The sequence below is a fragment of the Hyunsoonleella sp. 2307UL5-6 genome, assembly GCF_047345485.1.
Taxonomy (GTDB): Bacteria; Bacteroidota; Bacteroidia; order Flavobacteriales; family Flavobacteriaceae; genus Jejuia.
In genome coordinates, this window is the sequence record NZ_JBLFEN010000002.1 from 175,072 (window position 1) to 190,333 (window position 15,262).

General features: G+C 32.0%; 16 protein-coding genes. 13 read left to right on the plus strand and 3 right to left on the minus strand.

What is annotated here, in order from left to right:
• From ACKGJY_RS04235 to ACKGJY_RS04265, 7 genes are all read left to right on the plus strand, one after another.
• Complete coding sequence (locus tag ACKGJY_RS04235; RefSeq protein WP_413972608.1) at nucleotides 1–444, plus strand: hypothetical protein; 444 nt, start codon at nucleotides 1–3, stop codon at nucleotides 442–444.
• Between the two features lie 404 nt (nucleotides 445–848).
• The gene (locus ACKGJY_RS04240; protein ID WP_413972609.1) at nucleotides 849–1,352 is read left to right on the plus strand and encodes a GbsR/MarR family transcriptional regulator; all 504 of its coding nucleotides are present in this window, start codon (nucleotides 849–851) and stop codon (nucleotides 1,350–1,352) included.
• Nucleotides 1,353–1,418: 66 nt separating this feature from the next.
• Nucleotides 1,419–1,859 carry a hypothetical protein gene (locus ACKGJY_RS04245; RefSeq protein WP_413972610.1) on the plus strand — a complete coding sequence of 147 codons (441 nt, stop codon included), beginning with the start codon at nucleotides 1,419–1,421 and terminating at the stop codon, nucleotides 1,857–1,859.
• Nucleotides 1,860–1,869: 10 nt separating this feature from the next.
• The gene (locus ACKGJY_RS04250) at nucleotides 1,870–2,745 is read left to right on the plus strand and encodes a class I SAM-dependent methyltransferase (RefSeq protein WP_413972611.1); all 876 of its coding nucleotides are present in this window, start codon (nucleotides 1,870–1,872) and stop codon (nucleotides 2,743–2,745) included.
• Nucleotides 2,746–2,752: 7 nt separating this feature from the next.
• Nucleotides 2,753–3,658 carry a TIGR01777 family oxidoreductase gene (locus ACKGJY_RS04255; RefSeq protein WP_413972612.1) on the plus strand — a complete coding sequence of 302 codons (906 nt, stop codon included), beginning with the start codon at nucleotides 2,753–2,755 and terminating at the stop codon, nucleotides 3,656–3,658.
• A 323-nt stretch (nucleotides 3,659–3,981) separates the two neighbouring features.
• Complete coding sequence (locus ACKGJY_RS04260; protein WP_413972613.1) at nucleotides 3,982–4,533, plus strand: sigma-70 family RNA polymerase sigma factor; 552 nt, start codon at nucleotides 3,982–3,984, stop codon at nucleotides 4,531–4,533.
• 4 nt (nucleotides 4,534–4,537) lie between these two features.
• Nucleotides 4,538–4,816 (plus strand): glycine dehydrogenase, encoded by a 279-nt coding sequence (locus tag ACKGJY_RS04265; protein WP_413972614.1) that lies wholly within the window; start codon nucleotides 4,538–4,540, stop codon nucleotides 4,814–4,816.
• Here ACKGJY_RS04265 and ACKGJY_RS04270 read toward each other — a convergent pair.
• Complete coding sequence (locus tag ACKGJY_RS04270; RefSeq protein ID WP_413972615.1) at nucleotides 4,813–5,646, minus strand: hypothetical protein; 834 nt, start codon at nucleotides 5,644–5,646, stop codon at nucleotides 4,813–4,815. The genes ACKGJY_RS04265 and ACKGJY_RS04270 overlap by 4 nt on opposite strands.
• Before the next feature lie 121 nt (nucleotides 5,647–5,767).
• On the opposite strand from ACKGJY_RS04270, the gene gcvP reads away from it, so the two are divergent.
• The 4 genes from gcvP to ACKGJY_RS04290 all read left to right on the plus strand — a co-directional run bounded on the left by gcvP (nucleotide 5,768) and on the right by ACKGJY_RS04290 (nucleotide 11,159).
• Nucleotides 5,768–8,617: an aminomethyl-transferring glycine dehydrogenase gene (gcvP, locus tag ACKGJY_RS04275; protein WP_413972616.1), complete on the plus strand. Its 2,850-nt coding sequence runs from the start codon at nucleotides 5,768–5,770 to the stop codon at nucleotides 8,615–8,617.
• 104 nt (nucleotides 8,618–8,721) lie between these two features.
• The gene (locus ACKGJY_RS04280) at nucleotides 8,722–9,780 is read left to right on the plus strand and encodes a 3-oxoacyl-ACP synthase III family protein (RefSeq protein ID WP_413972617.1); all 1,059 of its coding nucleotides are present in this window, start codon (nucleotides 8,722–8,724) and stop codon (nucleotides 9,778–9,780) included.
• 2 nt (nucleotides 9,781–9,782) lie between these two features.
• The gene (locus ACKGJY_RS04285; RefSeq protein WP_413972618.1) at nucleotides 9,783–10,304 is read left to right on the plus strand and encodes a methyltransferase; all 522 of its coding nucleotides are present in this window, start codon (nucleotides 9,783–9,785) and stop codon (nucleotides 10,302–10,304) included.
• Between the two features lie 3 nt (nucleotides 10,305–10,307).
• Nucleotides 10,308–11,159 (plus strand): glycosyltransferase, encoded by an 852-nt coding sequence (locus ACKGJY_RS04290; protein WP_413972619.1) that lies wholly within the window; start codon nucleotides 10,308–10,310, stop codon nucleotides 11,157–11,159.
• 57 nt (nucleotides 11,160–11,216) lie between these two features.
• On the opposite strand, the gene ACKGJY_RS04295 is transcribed toward ACKGJY_RS04290, so the two are convergent.
• The gene (locus tag ACKGJY_RS04295; protein WP_413972620.1) at nucleotides 11,217–12,023 is read right to left on the minus strand and encodes a DNA/RNA non-specific endonuclease; all 807 of its coding nucleotides are present in this window, start codon (nucleotides 12,021–12,023) and stop codon (nucleotides 11,217–11,219) included.
• On the minus strand, nucleotides 12,023–13,645 hold the full coding sequence (gene pafA / locus ACKGJY_RS04300; protein WP_413972621.1) for an alkaline phosphatase PafA: 1,623 nt from the start codon (nucleotides 13,643–13,645) through the stop codon (nucleotides 12,023–12,025). Before pafA ends, ACKGJY_RS04295 begins: the two co-directional genes overlap by 1 nt.
• 110 nt (nucleotides 13,646–13,755) lie before the next feature.
• Between pafA and ACKGJY_RS04305 the strand changes: the two genes are divergently transcribed.
• Both ACKGJY_RS04305 and ACKGJY_RS04310 read left to right on the plus strand, forming a co-directional pair.
• Nucleotides 13,756–14,493 carry an MlaE family ABC transporter permease gene (locus tag ACKGJY_RS04305; RefSeq protein ID WP_413972622.1) on the plus strand — a complete coding sequence of 246 codons (738 nt, stop codon included), beginning with the start codon at nucleotides 13,756–13,758 and terminating at the stop codon, nucleotides 14,491–14,493.
• Nucleotides 14,493–15,260 (plus strand): ABC transporter ATP-binding protein, encoded by a 768-nt coding sequence (locus ACKGJY_RS04310; protein WP_413972623.1) that lies wholly within the window; start codon nucleotides 14,493–14,495, stop codon nucleotides 15,258–15,260. Before ACKGJY_RS04305 ends, ACKGJY_RS04310 begins: the two co-directional genes overlap by 1 nt.
• Nucleotides 15,261–15,262: the final 2 nt, after the last annotated feature.

Genomic DNA, 15,262 nt, shown 5'->3' on the forward strand with positions numbered 1-15,262 from the left:
ATGAAGTTATTAAAACTGATTAAACACCTTTTATTTTTTATCGTATTAACTCTTATAACTCAAGTTGGTGGCCTTATTTGGTTATTTAGTGTATGGATTTCACAAAGTATTAAAAAGAAAAAACGTTACATATTTCCTGTATTATATCTTTTATGTAACCTTATTATAATACCGCCCATTGCAAAACTGTTAGGGCGAGAAAAACTTCCAGTATTTGATAAAACACTTAAACCAATACATTGGTGCTACCCGCTTTTATTTAGAAATTATGTAAACCCAAAACTTAAAGTTGTATTACAAGATACTGCCCACGTATTGTTTATTTCTAAAGCGATTTCAATAACTTACCTTGATGCTAATTTTCCGTTTTTTGATGGCTTTCCTTTACTACCCCATTTAAGTCATAATGATGGAAAAAAATTGATATTTCATTACTATATTTAGATAAAAACAATAATCCTACCTCAAAAAAACCCTCAAGATCTGGTTATGGTGTTTATGTAAGTACCGAAAACAAAACATACAACAGATGCATAACACAAGGCTACTGGCATTACGATTTTTCGAAGTATATAACCTTTGGTACTAAAAACAATTTAAAGTTTGATAAAAAAAATACTAAAATCCTCATTGCACAATTGATATCTAACTCCTCGGTAAACAAGATATTTATTGAACCCTATTTAAAAACTGCTTTAGGTTTTTCAGAAGTTAATAAAATTAGGTTTCATGGGTGTAAAGCTGTAAGACATGATGACCATATTCATTTAGAAATAAAACAAACTTTCAATAATTATTGAAAGTTTAGAAATTATTTATATATTTGTATTCTAATGAAGCAATAAGGTTTGGAATATCAAGACGCAAAAGAAAAATTTATAAGCACTTGGGGTAGTTTAGGAACGCTCTGGGGTATTAATAAAGCTATGGCGCAAATACAAGCTTTACTTTTTATTGCAACAAAACCATTATCTATGGAAGAGATAATGGAAGAGTTAAAAATATCAAGAGGGAACACAAGTATGAATTTGCGTCAGCTTATGGATTGGGGCATCGTAACCAAAGCTTTAATACCTGGAGAGCGCAAAGAGTATTTTACAACTGAAAAAGATGTACAAGAATTGGCAAGACATATTGCCAAAGAACGTAGCAGACGAGAAATTAAACCCGTTATAAAAGTATTGAAAGAAGTAAGTTCTATTAAAAACGATGGTACAGCAAAAACAAAGGAGCTTATAAAACAAACTAAAGCATTACATGATTTAGCTGACACTGCAGATGCTTTACTAAATAAAGTGGCAAACCAAGAGCAAAACTGGATAAATAAATCTTTATTAAAATTATTTAAATAAAAAAATTTAAATCATACTTTCAATATTTTCTGAAAGTTTAAAACTAACAAAAACAACTTAAAAATAATGAAAACACAAATTCCTAATTGGTTAATCATCCTTGGTGGATGTGGTCAAATATTCACAGCTTTAATTTACCCTTACATACGTCATAAAGTATTTGACTGGTATAATGATGTAAAACAACTCAAACCATTAAATCAAGAAATTGCTAAAACTTATGGCAGATATATACAAGGGTTAAATTTTTCTTTCGGATTAATTGCCATTATAATTCCAAGTGATTTAAAGAATCACTCAAACTTAGCGCTTGCATTAACAGGTTTAATTGCCGCGTATTGGGTTGGTAAAGTAATAACACAAATAGCCTACTACCCAATGTATCAAATACCTCAACAAACTATTTTCAAAATAGGGAGTTATTTCATGAATACATTGTTTACTCTTTTTGCTGTGGTTTACACTTGGCTGTTTATATATAATTTAAGTTTTCAATTCAACTATTAAAAACTAAACTATGAAATCTGCAACAATTACAATCGCCGAAGAAAAAGAAGTCAACAAAATAGAAATGATTGATTTCTACAACGAAGCCACAGAAGATTACGAATTCTGGAGCAACGATTTCAATATGCATTTTGGCTACTTCATTACTTTTAAAACTAATGTTTTTAAAAGAGACACCATGCTTAATGAAATGAATAATCAAGTGATTAAGCGATTAGAAATTACTAGAGAACAAAAAACACTAGCTGATTTAGGCTGTGGTATGGGTGGCACTATGCGCTATGCATTAAAAAAGAATAAAAATCTTGTTGCTTTTGGTGTAACCTTATCTGAGTTTCAAACTAAAAAGGGAAATGAACTCTTAGACGGTTTTAATGGTACTATATTTAAAGAAAACTATAATAACACCTCATTTTCATCAAACAGTTTTGATGCGGCATTAGCTATTGAAAGTTTTTGTCATTCTGGACATAGCAGTAAGTCTATAACAGAAGCATTTAGAATTTTAAAGCCTAATGGAAAACTTGTAATTGCAGATGCTTTTCTTAAAAAACAACCTTCTAAATTGTGCTACGGAAGCCATTACGCTTACCAAAAACTTTGTAATCATTGGAGTTTAGAAAAATTGGAAACTATTGAGAATATGATTAAAAAATTGAAACAACAAGGTTTTACTAAAATTGAAATTGAAGATGCTTCATTTAAAGTTGCGCCTTCCGTTTTACATGTGCCATTTGCCATTATTGGGTTTACTCTACAAAAACTTTTAAAAACTAAAACCTTAAAAAGAGAAAGTTTACATAATCTGAAAGGTTCTTTTTATGCATTGCTTTCTGGATTACACATGAAAAGCTTTGGATATTATGTTATAACCTGTACTAAATAATAAAACGATGAAAACAATAATTATAGCCGGTGGAACAGGGTTTTTAGGAAAAATATTAGAACGTTATTTTACAGTAAAAGGATATGTAATAAAAATTTTAACTAGAAACCCAACGGAAGTCAACCACATTCTTTGGAATGCTAAAGATTTAGGGGCTTGGACAAAATCACTTGAAGGTACTGAAGTGCTTATTAATCTTACTGGAAAATCAGTAGACTGTAGATATACCGATAAAAATAAAAAGCTAATTTATGATTCTAGAATAGATGCTACTCATATGCTCGGTTTAGCCATTAATCTCTGTAAAAACCCTCCTAAAATCTGGATGAATTCATCAACAGCAACCATTTATAAAGGATCTTTAGATAAAGAAATGACAGAAGCCCATGGAGACATTGGTGATGATTTTTCTATGAATATCGCCAAAGCTTGGGAAGCTGCTTTTAATTCTATAATAACGCCGAAAACCAGAAAAATAATTTTAAGAACATCGATAGTTTTTGGCAAAAGTGGAGGCGCTTTTATTCCGCTAAAAAAGTTAACACAATTTGGATTAGGTGGAAAACAAGGGTCTAGGCAACAAAAAGTAAGTTGGATACATGAGTTAGATTTTTGTAGAGCTATAGCTTTTTTAATAAACAACACAACTCTTAAAGGAGCTTTTAATTTGTGCGTTCCTAAGCCTACTGATAATTTTACTTTAATGAAAACATTTAGAAATGTATTGAATATACCGTTTGGTGTTTCTCATCCAATATTTATGCTACAATTAGGTGCTAAACTAATAGGTACTGAAACTGAGCTTGTTTTAAAAAGTAGAAATGTAGTGCCTGAGCGCCTTTTGAAACAAAATTTTAAATTTAATTTTGAAAATATTAAGACTGCGCTACAAGATTTAACTAGTGCTAGATAAATTAAAAAAGTGAGCTTAAACTTGCATACAGTTTAACTTGCAGAAAATACCGAAATTATAGCATTAAAACTAAGCTAGCAGATAGTGCGTTAGGGATTGCAGTGGCATCCTTTTGTTTTTATTTTTTATAAATACTTATGTTGGTTTAACTTACAAAACTGATTTTATAAAGCGGCTTTTTATAAAACAAGACAAAACAAAAGATATAACGGAAAGCCCGACCCCTTTGGGGTAACGCCCAAAAAAACATAATGTATTAAGCTTCATTTATATAAATTCAATTTTTTACCTTATTTTTGAAATTCTAAAAAAAAGCTGCGCTAATGCCCAAACACTCGATAGACCCTAATAAATGGATAGACCTTTATTCTGATTACCTTTTTAATTACACCATTACGCGTGTTAGCGATCGTGAAATTGCTCAAGATTTGGTACAGGAAACTTTTTTTGCTGGATTAAAATCCATGAAAAATTTTAAAGGTGAGGCTAGTGAACGTACTTGGCTAATTTCTATTCTGAAACGTAAAATTATTGACCATTACCGTAAAATAAATTCTAACAAAGGAAAAGCAGAAGTTAGAATTAATTATAATGACTCTGAAAGTGAGGGTGATTGGTTAGAGGAACGTGTTGCTGACCCATTTGATAAAAATGCAGAAGACAACTTGCAAAATAACGAGCTTGGTGATGCTATACAAAATTGCCTTGGTAAATTACCTATTAAACAAGCGGAAATTTTTAGAATGAAAACAGTTTTAAATTATGAAACTGAAGTTATTTGTAATGAATTAAATATTACAGCGTCTAACCTATGGGTTATTATCCATAGAGCAAGAACAGCTATGGCGGATTGCCTGAAAGCAAATTGGTTTTAAAGTTATGAGTAAGAAAAATAAAATATTTATACCGTGTGATGAGGCTAACCATGTGTGTGATAAGAATCAATACAAAGAGGCATCATTATGGGACATGATTAAATTAAATATCCATTTAATTTATTGTAAAGCGTGTAGAAACTACACTGCTAACAACACGAAATTGAGTAAAATGATGAAAGCTACTACTAATAATAAAAAGGTTATTAGTTTAAATAATGAAGTAAAAAGTAACTTCAAAAATAAATTTGAAGAAGCTTTAAAACAGGAGCAAAATAATTAACTAATTAAGTTAAGTAATATAAGCCAAAACAAAGGTATACCTTCTACCCAAAATGCACTGTAATATTTGTTTTGGTTTACTTTAGATAATAGTAATAAGACTACCGTTACCAACAGTGTAATAGACAGTGCTAAGATGTGTTTTTCTAACAACACGTCTTTAAAAAATTCTAATAAAAAAATTATAATAGCCAATACCACTCCGCTTAGCTTAGTTGGTATCACTCCTATGCGTTGTGGTATTGTTGAAAGTTTTAAACTATCAAATTTTAAATCTCTAATTTCAAAAGGCAACATTAATAGTATAACGAAAAGAAAGCGCTGTATTCCTGTAAGTATAACATCTGTGTTTACAGGTAGTTTATTATTTAATATTGGTAAAAAAACAGTTACACCCGCCCACACTAAAGCTATTACATATACTTTTAAACCTCCAATACTTCTTAAATTCTGATGATTGTCTATAAAAAGCTTTTTTGGCAAAAAAGGTATAGCGTAAAAAAAAGTTACAACAGCAAAAGCCGCAATATATAGGAGTGTTTTTGTTGGTAATTGCAACAAATAATAGCACATTAATAAAAAACAAATAAGTGAAAATATTTGAATAGCTTTTAACCAACCTGCTAAACTTCTATGATGAAATTTAGCTAACCCAAAATACTTAACAAAATTATACCCTGTTATAGTGGCATAAAATACTGAATACAACACTGTTTCATCATAATCAATTTCAAATATTATAAGTGTTAAATATGCAAACGCATATACAGATAAAGCTACGTGTATACTAGCATTGATATAAAAATTTAAAAGTTGTTGAAACACCTTCATACTGTAAAAATAAGCAATGTGTTAATAAATGCATGTAATGGTTAAAAACTTTCGATTTTCTTGAATAAAACCTTTCAGATATTCACTAATTTTGCAAATTATGTAATAAATTTTGCTTTGAATGAACACAAATGCTTTTGCTTTACGACATATTGGTCCGCGTGAAGAAGACCAAAAATTGATGCTAAACGCCATAGGTTTAGATACTATAGATGAACTAATAACCGAAACGATACCAAATGATATTCGTTTAAAAAATGGTTTGAATTTAGAAGACCCAATGACAGAATATGAGTATTTATTGCATATTCACGAATTATCTAAAAAAAATAAAGCTAGAAAAACATATATAGGTTTAGGCTACCACCCTACTGTAATGCCAGCAGTTATCCAAAGAAACATTTTAGAAAACCCTGGTTGGTATACCGCTTATACGCCTTACCAAGCTGAAATTGCTCAAGGACGTTTGGAAGCACTTTTAAACTTCCAGACTATGGTTACAGATTTGACTGGTATGGAACTTGCTAACGCATCACTTTTAGACGAAAGTACAGCTGCTGCAGAAGCCATGAGTTTGTTATTTGCCGTTAGAAGTCGCCCGCAGAAGAAAGCTGGTATCAATAAATTTTTTGTTTCAGAACAAATTTTACCGCAAACTTTATCTCTTCTACAAACAAGGTCTACACCTATTGGTATAGAATTAGTAATTGGAAAAGAGAATGATTTTGATTTTTCTACAGAATTTTTTGGTGCAATTTTACAGTATCCAGGAAAAGACGGACAAATAACAGACATTAAATCTTTTATAGAAAAAGCCAATGCATCTGAAATAAAAGTAGCCGTTGCTGCTGATATTTTAAGCTTGATAAAATTAGAAGCACCCGGAAAATTTGGAGCTGATGTTGTTGTAGGTACAACCCAACGTTTTGGTATACCCATGGGCTATGGTGGCCCACATGCTGCTTATTTTGCAACCAAAGAAGCCTACAAACGTGATATACCTGGGCGTATTATTGGTGTTACAAAAGATACTGACGGTAAACGCGCCTTACGTATGGCTTTACAAACCCGCGAGCAACACATTAAACGCGATAAAGCCACCTCTAATATTTGTACTGCTCAAGTTTTACTAGCTGTAATGGCTAGTATGTATGCGGTGTATCATGGTCCAAAAGGACTAAAGTTTATTGCTAACAAAGTTCATAACAAAGCTTCTAAACTTGCAGAGGTTTTAGAATCTTTGGGTTACGAGCAAACTAATACCTCATTTTTTGACACACTTAACATAAAGACTAAAGCAAAAAAAATAAAGAAAATTGCTACTGACAAAAAAGTTAACCTTTGGTATCCTGATAAAAAAACAGTTACAATTTCAATCAACGAAACAACTTCTATTAGAGATATAAATTATTTAATCTCCATATTTGCTGAAGCCGCAGGAAAAGATAGTATTGAAATTTCTGAAGTTTCACCAGCAAATAATATTGATATAAACATAGCTAGAACTTCACCTTTTTTAACGATCGATGTCTTTAATAAATACCATTCTGAAACAGAGTTAATGCGTTATATTAAATCTTTAGAACGTAAAGATTTAGCATTAAATCATTCTATGATATCTTTAGGATCTTGTACCATGAAGCTAAATGCGGCTTCAGAAATGTTACCATTAAGTATTTTTAAATGGGCAAACATACACCCGTTTGTACCTTTAAAACAAGCCAAAGGCTATCTTGAGGTTTTAAAAGTATTAGAAGACCAACTTACTGAAATTACTGGTTTTGCTGCAACATCACTACAACCCAACTCTGGTGCGCAAGGTGAGTTTGCTGGATTAATGGTGATAAAGGCTTATCATGAGTCTCGTGGTGATACTCACAGAAATATATGTTTAATACCTTCATCTGCACATGGTACAAATCCTGCAAGTGCTGTAATGGCAGGTATGAAAGTTGTAGTTACTAAAGCTACCGAAGAAGGCAATATCGATGTTGAAGATTTACGAGAAAAAGCAGAACTCCATAAAGCTAATTTATCTGCGCTTATGGTAACGTATCCCTCTACGCATGGGGTTTACGAATCTGCAATTAAAGAAATCACCCAAATTATACACGATAATGGCGGACAAGTGTATATGGATGGTGCAAACATGAATGCACAAGTTGGTTTAACAAACCCTGGTAATATTGGTGCAGATGTTTGTCATCTTAACTTACACAAAACGTTTGCAATTCCGCATGGTGGTGGTGGCCCTGGTGTTGGCCCTATTTGTGTTGCAAAACAATTAGCGCCTTTTTTACCTGGAAATCCTTTAATTAAAACTGGTGGAAAAGATGCTATCACTGCAATTTCAGCTGCACCTTTTGGGTCTGCATTAGCATGTTTAATATCTTACGGTTATATCAAAATGCTAGGTGCATCAGGTTTAACCCAATCTACCGAAATTGCCATTTTAAATGCGAATTATATTAAGCATCGTTTAGAAGGATATTACGAAACTTTATATTCTGGTGAAAAAGGAAGAGCAGCGCATGAGATGATTATAGATTGTCGCCCTTTTAAAGATAATGGTATTGAAGTTACAGATATTGCAAAACGTTTAATGGATTTCGGCTTTCATGCACCAACGGTATCATTTCCAGTTGCAGGCACCATGATGATTGAACCTACTGAGAGCGAAAGTAAAGCAGAAATGGATCGTTTTTGTGACGCCATGATTGCTATAAAACACGAAATAGATACTGTTTCTATAGATGAACCTAATAATGTTTTAAAAAATGCACCACACACTTTAGAGATGATTACATCAGATGAATGGTATTTTCCTTACTCAAGAGAAAAAGCAGCATTTCCTTTAGAATATGTACGCTCTAATAAATTTTGGCCAACGGTAAGACGTGTAGATGATGCCTATGGCGACAGAAATTTAATATGCACTTGCGCACCAATTGAAGCTTATGCCGAGGTATAAAATACAGTTTGAACATCGTAAATTTATTTGAAATAGTATTGCACCTTATGTAAAACAAATTTATATTGCTATTGATTGAATAATTAAACGCAATTTTTCTATCTATGACTATCAAAATTACTGGTACAGGAAGCTATATTCCCGCTAACATCGAGAAAAACGAGAACTTTCATGATCATGAATTTTTAAATGCTGATGGGTCTGCCATTAAAGCACCAAGTGAAGTAATCGTTAAAAAATTTAAAGCCATAACGGGTATTGATGAACGCCGTTATGCTAAAAATCATTTAAACACTTCAGACATTGCTTCTTTTGCTGCCGAAAAAGCGATTGAAAAGGCAAATATTAATCGAGAAGATTTAGATTATATTATCGTTGCTCATAACTATGGAGATGTGAGGCATGATAGTCAACAAAGTGATACCGTACCTAGTTTAGCCTCTCGTGTTAAACATTTATTGCGTATAAAAAGCCCTAAATGTGTTGCGTATGATTTACTTTTTGGCTGCCCAGGCTGGGTGGAAGGTGTGATACAAGCCAATGCATTTATTAAAGCTGGAATAGCAAAAAAGTGTTTGATTATTGGAGCCGAAACACTTTCTAGAGTTATAGATCCTTATGATAGAGACTCTATGATTTACAGTGATGGCGCTGGTGCAGTAGTTATTGAATCGTCTGATGCTGAAGGTGGCATCATTACACACGAAACTGCTACTTTTGCCTTAGACGAAGCTCATTTTATTTATTTTGGAGAAACTAATAATCCTGAAATAAAAGAAAATAGACGCTATATTAAAATGTATGGTAGAAAGATTTATGAATTTGCTTTAACCAACGTGCCACTAGCTATGAAATCTTGTTTAGATAAAAGTGGCTATACTATAGATGACGTTAAAAAAATATTGATTCATCAAGCCAATGAAAAAATGGATGAAGCTATCGTAAAACGCTTTTACGAGCTTCATGATATGGAAATGCCAGCAGGTATTATGCCGATGAGTATTGGGAAACTAGGTAATTCTAGTGTAGCCACAGTGCCTACATTATATGACTTAATTTTGAATGATGATATTGAAAATCAAAGCATTAATGATGGTGATGTTATTATTTTTGCAAGTGTTGGTGCAGGTATGAATATTAATGCTATAGTTTATAAGCAGTAATAATGTACGAAAACACATTTCCAAACAAACGCTTTAAACACACCATAGAATTTTTACAAAAACACATAACCAATTCTGAAACGATTTTAGATTTAGGTGTTGTAAATCCATTTACTGAAATAATGCAGCAGCATGGATATTCCGTAAAAAACACAAAAGGAGAAGATTTAGATATAGACACATCAAACATTAAATCTTCAAACGCTGAAGTGGTTACTGCATTCGAAATTTTTGAGCATCTATTATCTCCTTTTACAGTTTTAAAATCTATTAAAGCTGATAAATTAGTCGCAAGTATCCCGCTTAAATTATGGTTTTCATCTGCATATAGAAGTAAAACAGATATGCTAGATAGACATTATCACGAATTTGAAGATTGGCAATTTGATTGGCTTCTCGAAAAATCTGGTTGGAAGATTATAGATCGTAAAAAATGGACTAACCCAACAAAAAAAATAGGTGTCCGCCCTCTTTTGAGAAGGTTTACTCCGAGATATTATATTATTTATGCCGAAAGAATTTAGAATTTGAACTTCTACATCGTAATACCTGCACATAACGAAGCCAAATCAATCGGCTTAACATTACATTCATTGATTCAACAAACTTTACAACCAAAACGTGTAATTGTTGTTAATGACAATTCAACTGACAACACAGAAGCTGTCGTTGATGGTTATGCACAAAAGCATCATTTTATTTCTCTTATAAATAATCAATCGTCTGATAAACATCTACCCGGATCTAAAATTATAAATGCGTTTTATAAAGGTTATTCCATTTTAGATGATGATTATGATATTATCTGTAAGTTTGATGCAGATTTAATTTTTCCTGAAAACTATTTAGAAAAACTAGCTTTTCATTTTAAAACAAATACCCGATTAGGTATGACATCTGGATTTTGCTATATTAAAAAAAACAAAGATTGGGTGTTAGAAAACTTAACCAGAAAAGACCATATTCGCGGTGCTTTGAAAGCTTATAGAAAAGATTGTTTTCATCAAATAGGGCAATTAAAATCTTCTATGGGTTGGGATACTGTTGATGAACTTTTGGCTAAATATTATGGTTGGCAAATTTTAACTGATACAACGCTTCATGTAAAACATTTAAAACCTACAGGGATAAGCTATAATAAAGCCTCAAAATATTTACAAGGTGAAGCTATGTATAAAATGCGTTATGGTTTTATCATTACTTTAATTTCTGCTTTAAAATTAGCCTATAAAAAGAAAAGCTTTTTACTTTTTAAAGATTATGTAACTGGTTATTTTAAAGCTAAAAAAGATAATATTGATTTTTTAGTTTCTGAAAAAGAGGGTGAATTTATTAGAAATTTACGCTGGAAGGGGATGCTGAATAAATTCCAAAAATAAAAACCATTAATTATATGTTATGAGATTCCCAGATTCGAGGGGATTACAAACAAGTTATTAGAAACTCCAACCCTTATAACTACTAGAAGCTTCTAATTTATTCTCTATAGCGTCATCTAATTCTGGAAAAAAATCTATACCTGTTAACTTTTCAATCTCATCAACTGATACAACAAACTTGTACAATGGTTTTTTAGAAGCTTTATGTGGCATTAAAAACGCAATCATTTTAGTTTTTCCAGAATTATTATCTATCAAAACTTTATAAAACTGATTTGGAACAGACACATCTTCTTTACCAATCGTTTTCATTTGTTCTTTTAAAACACCTCCCGTTACTACAAAAACACCATCGTATTTTCTTGCCCAATACCGTACTTTTTGTTCTAACTTATTCCAAATACCAGAATTGAATTGATGTTCTTGCGGACTAATATTACTGGTTAAAAAAGTTTCGTCGTGTGCTTCTTTAGAGTAGCGTTTATCACCTGCCGGACATAAATGTCCGCGATCGTAACCAGAACCTTTATAGTTTCTCCAACTTGCTGCTCCTGTTTTTACGGCCTTATCAATTTCAAAATACGGACGTTTATGGTTTGTAGTTGAAAGGTGTGATTTTTTAAGCTCGTAAGCTACCCATTCGGCTTGTTCATGGGGTTCACTATAAGACAATGAATACCCATTATGATGAATAATTTGTTGTGTTGTGCTTGATGGTAAAAAATATTCGTTTGTATCTGTTTTTGTTTTTTTTCCTTCTGTAATTATGTCTGCTTTGTCCTCTTCAACTAAAAAATACTCATATGCATAAATTCCAAGAATAATTACAAGGGCTAAAACTGTAAACCAAGGGCGTTTTCTCATTACTCAATAATAAAATATAAAGGTTGTCCTACAGTAAAATTAGGGAAACTAATACCTAATAATGCTGAAATAGTAGGTGCAATATCGGTAATTTCAGTTTTTTTATAGGTGTGCCCCTTAGTAATACCTTTACCAAAAAACAATAATGGCACATGGGTATCATAATTTAAGCCGCTACCGTGTGTAGAACCTGTTCTAGAATACGCTATAAATGATGGATCATCAACTAATAAAACATCTCCAGAGCGTTTTTGATTATAGCCGTTTTGTAATAAGCGTTCTATACCATCTCCAAAGAACACCGTACTCATAGTGGTAGCGGTGTATACTTTGTAAATATGTGCATAGGTAAGTTGCGCATTAGCAATATCTTTTTGAACCTGTTCTAAATCCAAATCCAAGGCTTTAACCATCGCTCTATTTAAGAAAATTTGATTGTTGCTAATATTTTCAACAATATCAACAGTACCATAACTATCTATCAAAAACTTATTAAACTTTTCTTTTCGTTCATCACGGGCAACATAACCAGCTGGTATTTTTGCAGACTTTAAATATGCTGGCACATTAACTGCCCCATGATCGGCAGTTAAAAACAAGGTATATTCTCCCTCTCCTACTTCTGTATCTAAAACCTTTAAAAAACGTTCTAAATCTTTATCTAATCTAATATATGTGTCTTCTATTTCTTTTGAATTAACACCAAAATTGTGTCCTATATAATCTGTACTAGAAAAACTAACAGTAAGCACATCGGTAAAATCATCTTTTCCTAAAGCTTCATTTTTTATAGCTTCAATAGCAAAATCTGCAACAATACTATTACCAAAAGGAGTAACTTTCAAAATATCGAAACCCATATTATCTTTGGCCAATTTTTTTAAATTATATGGAAATGTTGCTGTTTTTTTTCCTTTAAAACCACCTTCAAACTCATTTAAATCTTTACCGCTTTCCGTGTAGGTTGAAATATCATAATACGTATCCCATATTTTCATGTAACTTTCAATTTTTCTTGAAAAATTAAATGCCTTTACCCACCTAGGTAATTCTTTCATGAAATAAGAGCTAGACACAAAGCTACCTTCATCTTTTCCTCTAAACCAATATGCCGCATTAGCAGAATGACCTGCGGGCAAAATGGCACCTCTATCTTTTATAGAAATCCCAATACTCTTCCCTTGCATTTGGGTAAACAATCTATTTTCATCAGCAAAAGTGGTAGTTTTCATTCTGTGTGGCGACATACGTTCTTTATTTGAACTAGTCCCCACTGCTATTACAGTACTATCGCCTGCACAATACACTGTTTTTTTAGTTTGTTTATCATACCAATTATTAGCAATTATTCCATGATACTTAGGCGTTGTTCCTGTGTATATTGAGGCATGACCTGGCCCAGTATAAGTTGGCACATAATTAAAATGATTGTTTTTACAATTAAAACCTTCTTTAATTATACGCTTAAAACCACCTTCACCATATTTATCATAAAATCGGGTTAAATAGTCATAGCGCATTTGGTCTACCACAATACCCACAACTAACTTAGGTTTGTCATCTTGGGCGCTGGCGAAAAGATTAAATACTAAAACAAAGAATAGAACTGCTTGATACTTCATTCCAATTAAATTTTAAGATTTTCAAAAATACACATATTAAAACATCATTATTTAAAATTAAGGTTAAATACCCCTAAGTTTTTTTTAATTTAGCATACATAACTTTTTATATGACTTACCTACATAATATAGGAGCCTATTTTTTAATGATTATTGAGATGTTTCGAAAGCCTACAAAGTGGAGCGTAATGAAACAATTGATATTAAAAGATATAGATGATTTAATTATCGGCTCTTTAGGTATAGTTGCATTTATTGCCTTTTTTGTTGGTGGTGTTGTTACCATACAAACGGCTTTAAATATAGACAATCCATTTATTCCTAAATCTCTGGTAGGTTTTGCAACAAGACAATCTATCATTTTAGAGTTTGCACCTACATTTATGTCTATTATAATGGCAGGAAAGGTTGGATCTTTTATAACGTCTAGTATCGGTACCATGCGTGTAACTGAACAAATTGATGCACTAGAGGTTATGGGAATTAACTCTTTGAACTACTTGGTGTTTCCAAAATTTATCGCGCTATTACTCTACCCTTTTGTAATATCTATAGCTATGTTTTTAGGTATTTTAGGAGGTATGGCGGCGTGTGTGTATGGTGGTTTTAGCTCTTTAGAAGATTATATAACTGGAATTCAACTAGATTTTGAAACCTTCCATGTGGCATATGCCTTTATAAAAACACTTGTATTTGCATTTTTATTAGCTACAATACCATCGTATCATGGATTTTACATGAAAGGTGGCGCGCTTGAAGTTGGTAAAGCTAGTACCACATCGTTTGTTTGGACTAGTGTGGCCATTATTATTTTAAATTATTTACTCACCCAAATGTTGTTAAGCTAATGATAGAAGTTAATAATTTACATAAGTCGTTTGGTGATACCGAAGTTTTAAAAGGCATTAGTACAACTTTTGAAAAAGGAAAAACCAACCTTATAATTGGGCAAAGTGGCTCTGGAAAAACAGTGTTTTTAAAATGTCTATTAGGTTTATTTAATTATGAAGCTGGCACTATTGCTTATGATGGCAAGATATTTTCTCAACTATCTGAAGATGAAAAACGAAACATGCGTGCCGAAATTGGTATGGTATTTCAAGGAAGTGCACTTTTTGATTCTTTAACTATTGCTGAAAACGTTATGTTTCCACTTAAAATGTTTACCAAACAAAGTAAAAGTGAAATGATGGATCGTGTGGATTTTGTTTTAAAACGCGTGAATTTACCAGATGCGCATCATAAAATGCCAAGTGAAGCATCAGGTGGTATGCAAAAACGAGTTGCCATAGCACGCGCTATAGTTAACAAACCAAAATATTTGTTTTGTGATGAACCCAACTCTGGACTAGACCCCAAAACGGCAATTGTAATTGATAATTTAATTCAAGAAATTACAGATGAATACCAAATAACTACAGTAATAAATTCTCACGATATGAATTCTGTTATGGAAATAGGCGAGAAAATAGTTTTTTTAAGACATGGTTTAAAAGCATGGGAAGGCTCTAACAAAACTATCTTCAAAACAGACAATGAAGTGGTTACCGATTTTGTGTATTCTTCAAACTTATTTAAAAAAGTACGTAAAATGTATTTGGAGGAAAATGAATAATT

Coding starts and splice junctions, on each gene's coding strand:
- ACKGJY_RS04235 (WP_413972608.1), top strand. CDS start 1: ATGAAGTTATTAAAACTGATTAAACACCTTTTATTTTTTATCGTATTA.
- ACKGJY_RS04245 (WP_413972610.1), top strand. CDS start 1,419: ATGAAAACACAAATTCCTAATTGGTTAATCATCCTTGGTGGATGTGGT.
- ACKGJY_RS04250 (WP_413972611.1), top strand. CDS start 1,870: ATGAAATCTGCAACAATTACAATCGCCGAAGAAAAAGAAGTCAACAAA.
- ACKGJY_RS04255 (WP_413972612.1), top strand. CDS start 2,753: ATGAAAACAATAATTATAGCCGGTGGAACAGGGTTTTTAGGAAAAATA.
- ACKGJY_RS04260 (WP_413972613.1), top strand. CDS start 3,982: ATGCCCAAACACTCGATAGACCCTAATAAATGGATAGACCTTTATTCT.
- ACKGJY_RS04265 (WP_413972614.1), top strand. CDS start 4,538: ATGAGTAAGAAAAATAAAATATTTATACCGTGTGATGAGGCTAACCAT.
- ACKGJY_RS04270 (WP_413972615.1), bottom strand. CDS start 5,646: ATGAAGGTGTTTCAACAACTTTTAAATTTTTATATCAATGCTAGTATA.
- gcvP (WP_413972616.1), top strand. CDS start 5,768: ATGAACACAAATGCTTTTGCTTTACGACATATTGGTCCGCGTGAAGAA.
- ACKGJY_RS04280 (WP_413972617.1), top strand. CDS start 8,722: ATGACTATCAAAATTACTGGTACAGGAAGCTATATTCCCGCTAACATC.
- ACKGJY_RS04285 (WP_413972618.1), top strand. CDS start 9,783: ATGTACGAAAACACATTTCCAAACAAACGCTTTAAACACACCATAGAA.
- ACKGJY_RS04295 (WP_413972620.1), bottom strand. CDS start 12,023: ATGAGAAAACGCCCTTGGTTTACAGTTTTAGCCCTTGTAATTATTCTT.
- pafA (WP_413972621.1), bottom strand. CDS start 13,645: ATGAAGTATCAAGCAGTTCTATTCTTTGTTTTAGTATTTAATCTTTTC.
- ACKGJY_RS04305 (WP_413972622.1), top strand. CDS start 13,756: ATGACTTACCTACATAATATAGGAGCCTATTTTTTAATGATTATTGAG.
- ACKGJY_RS04310 (WP_413972623.1), top strand. CDS start 14,493: ATGATAGAAGTTAATAATTTACATAAGTCGTTTGGTGATACCGAAGTT.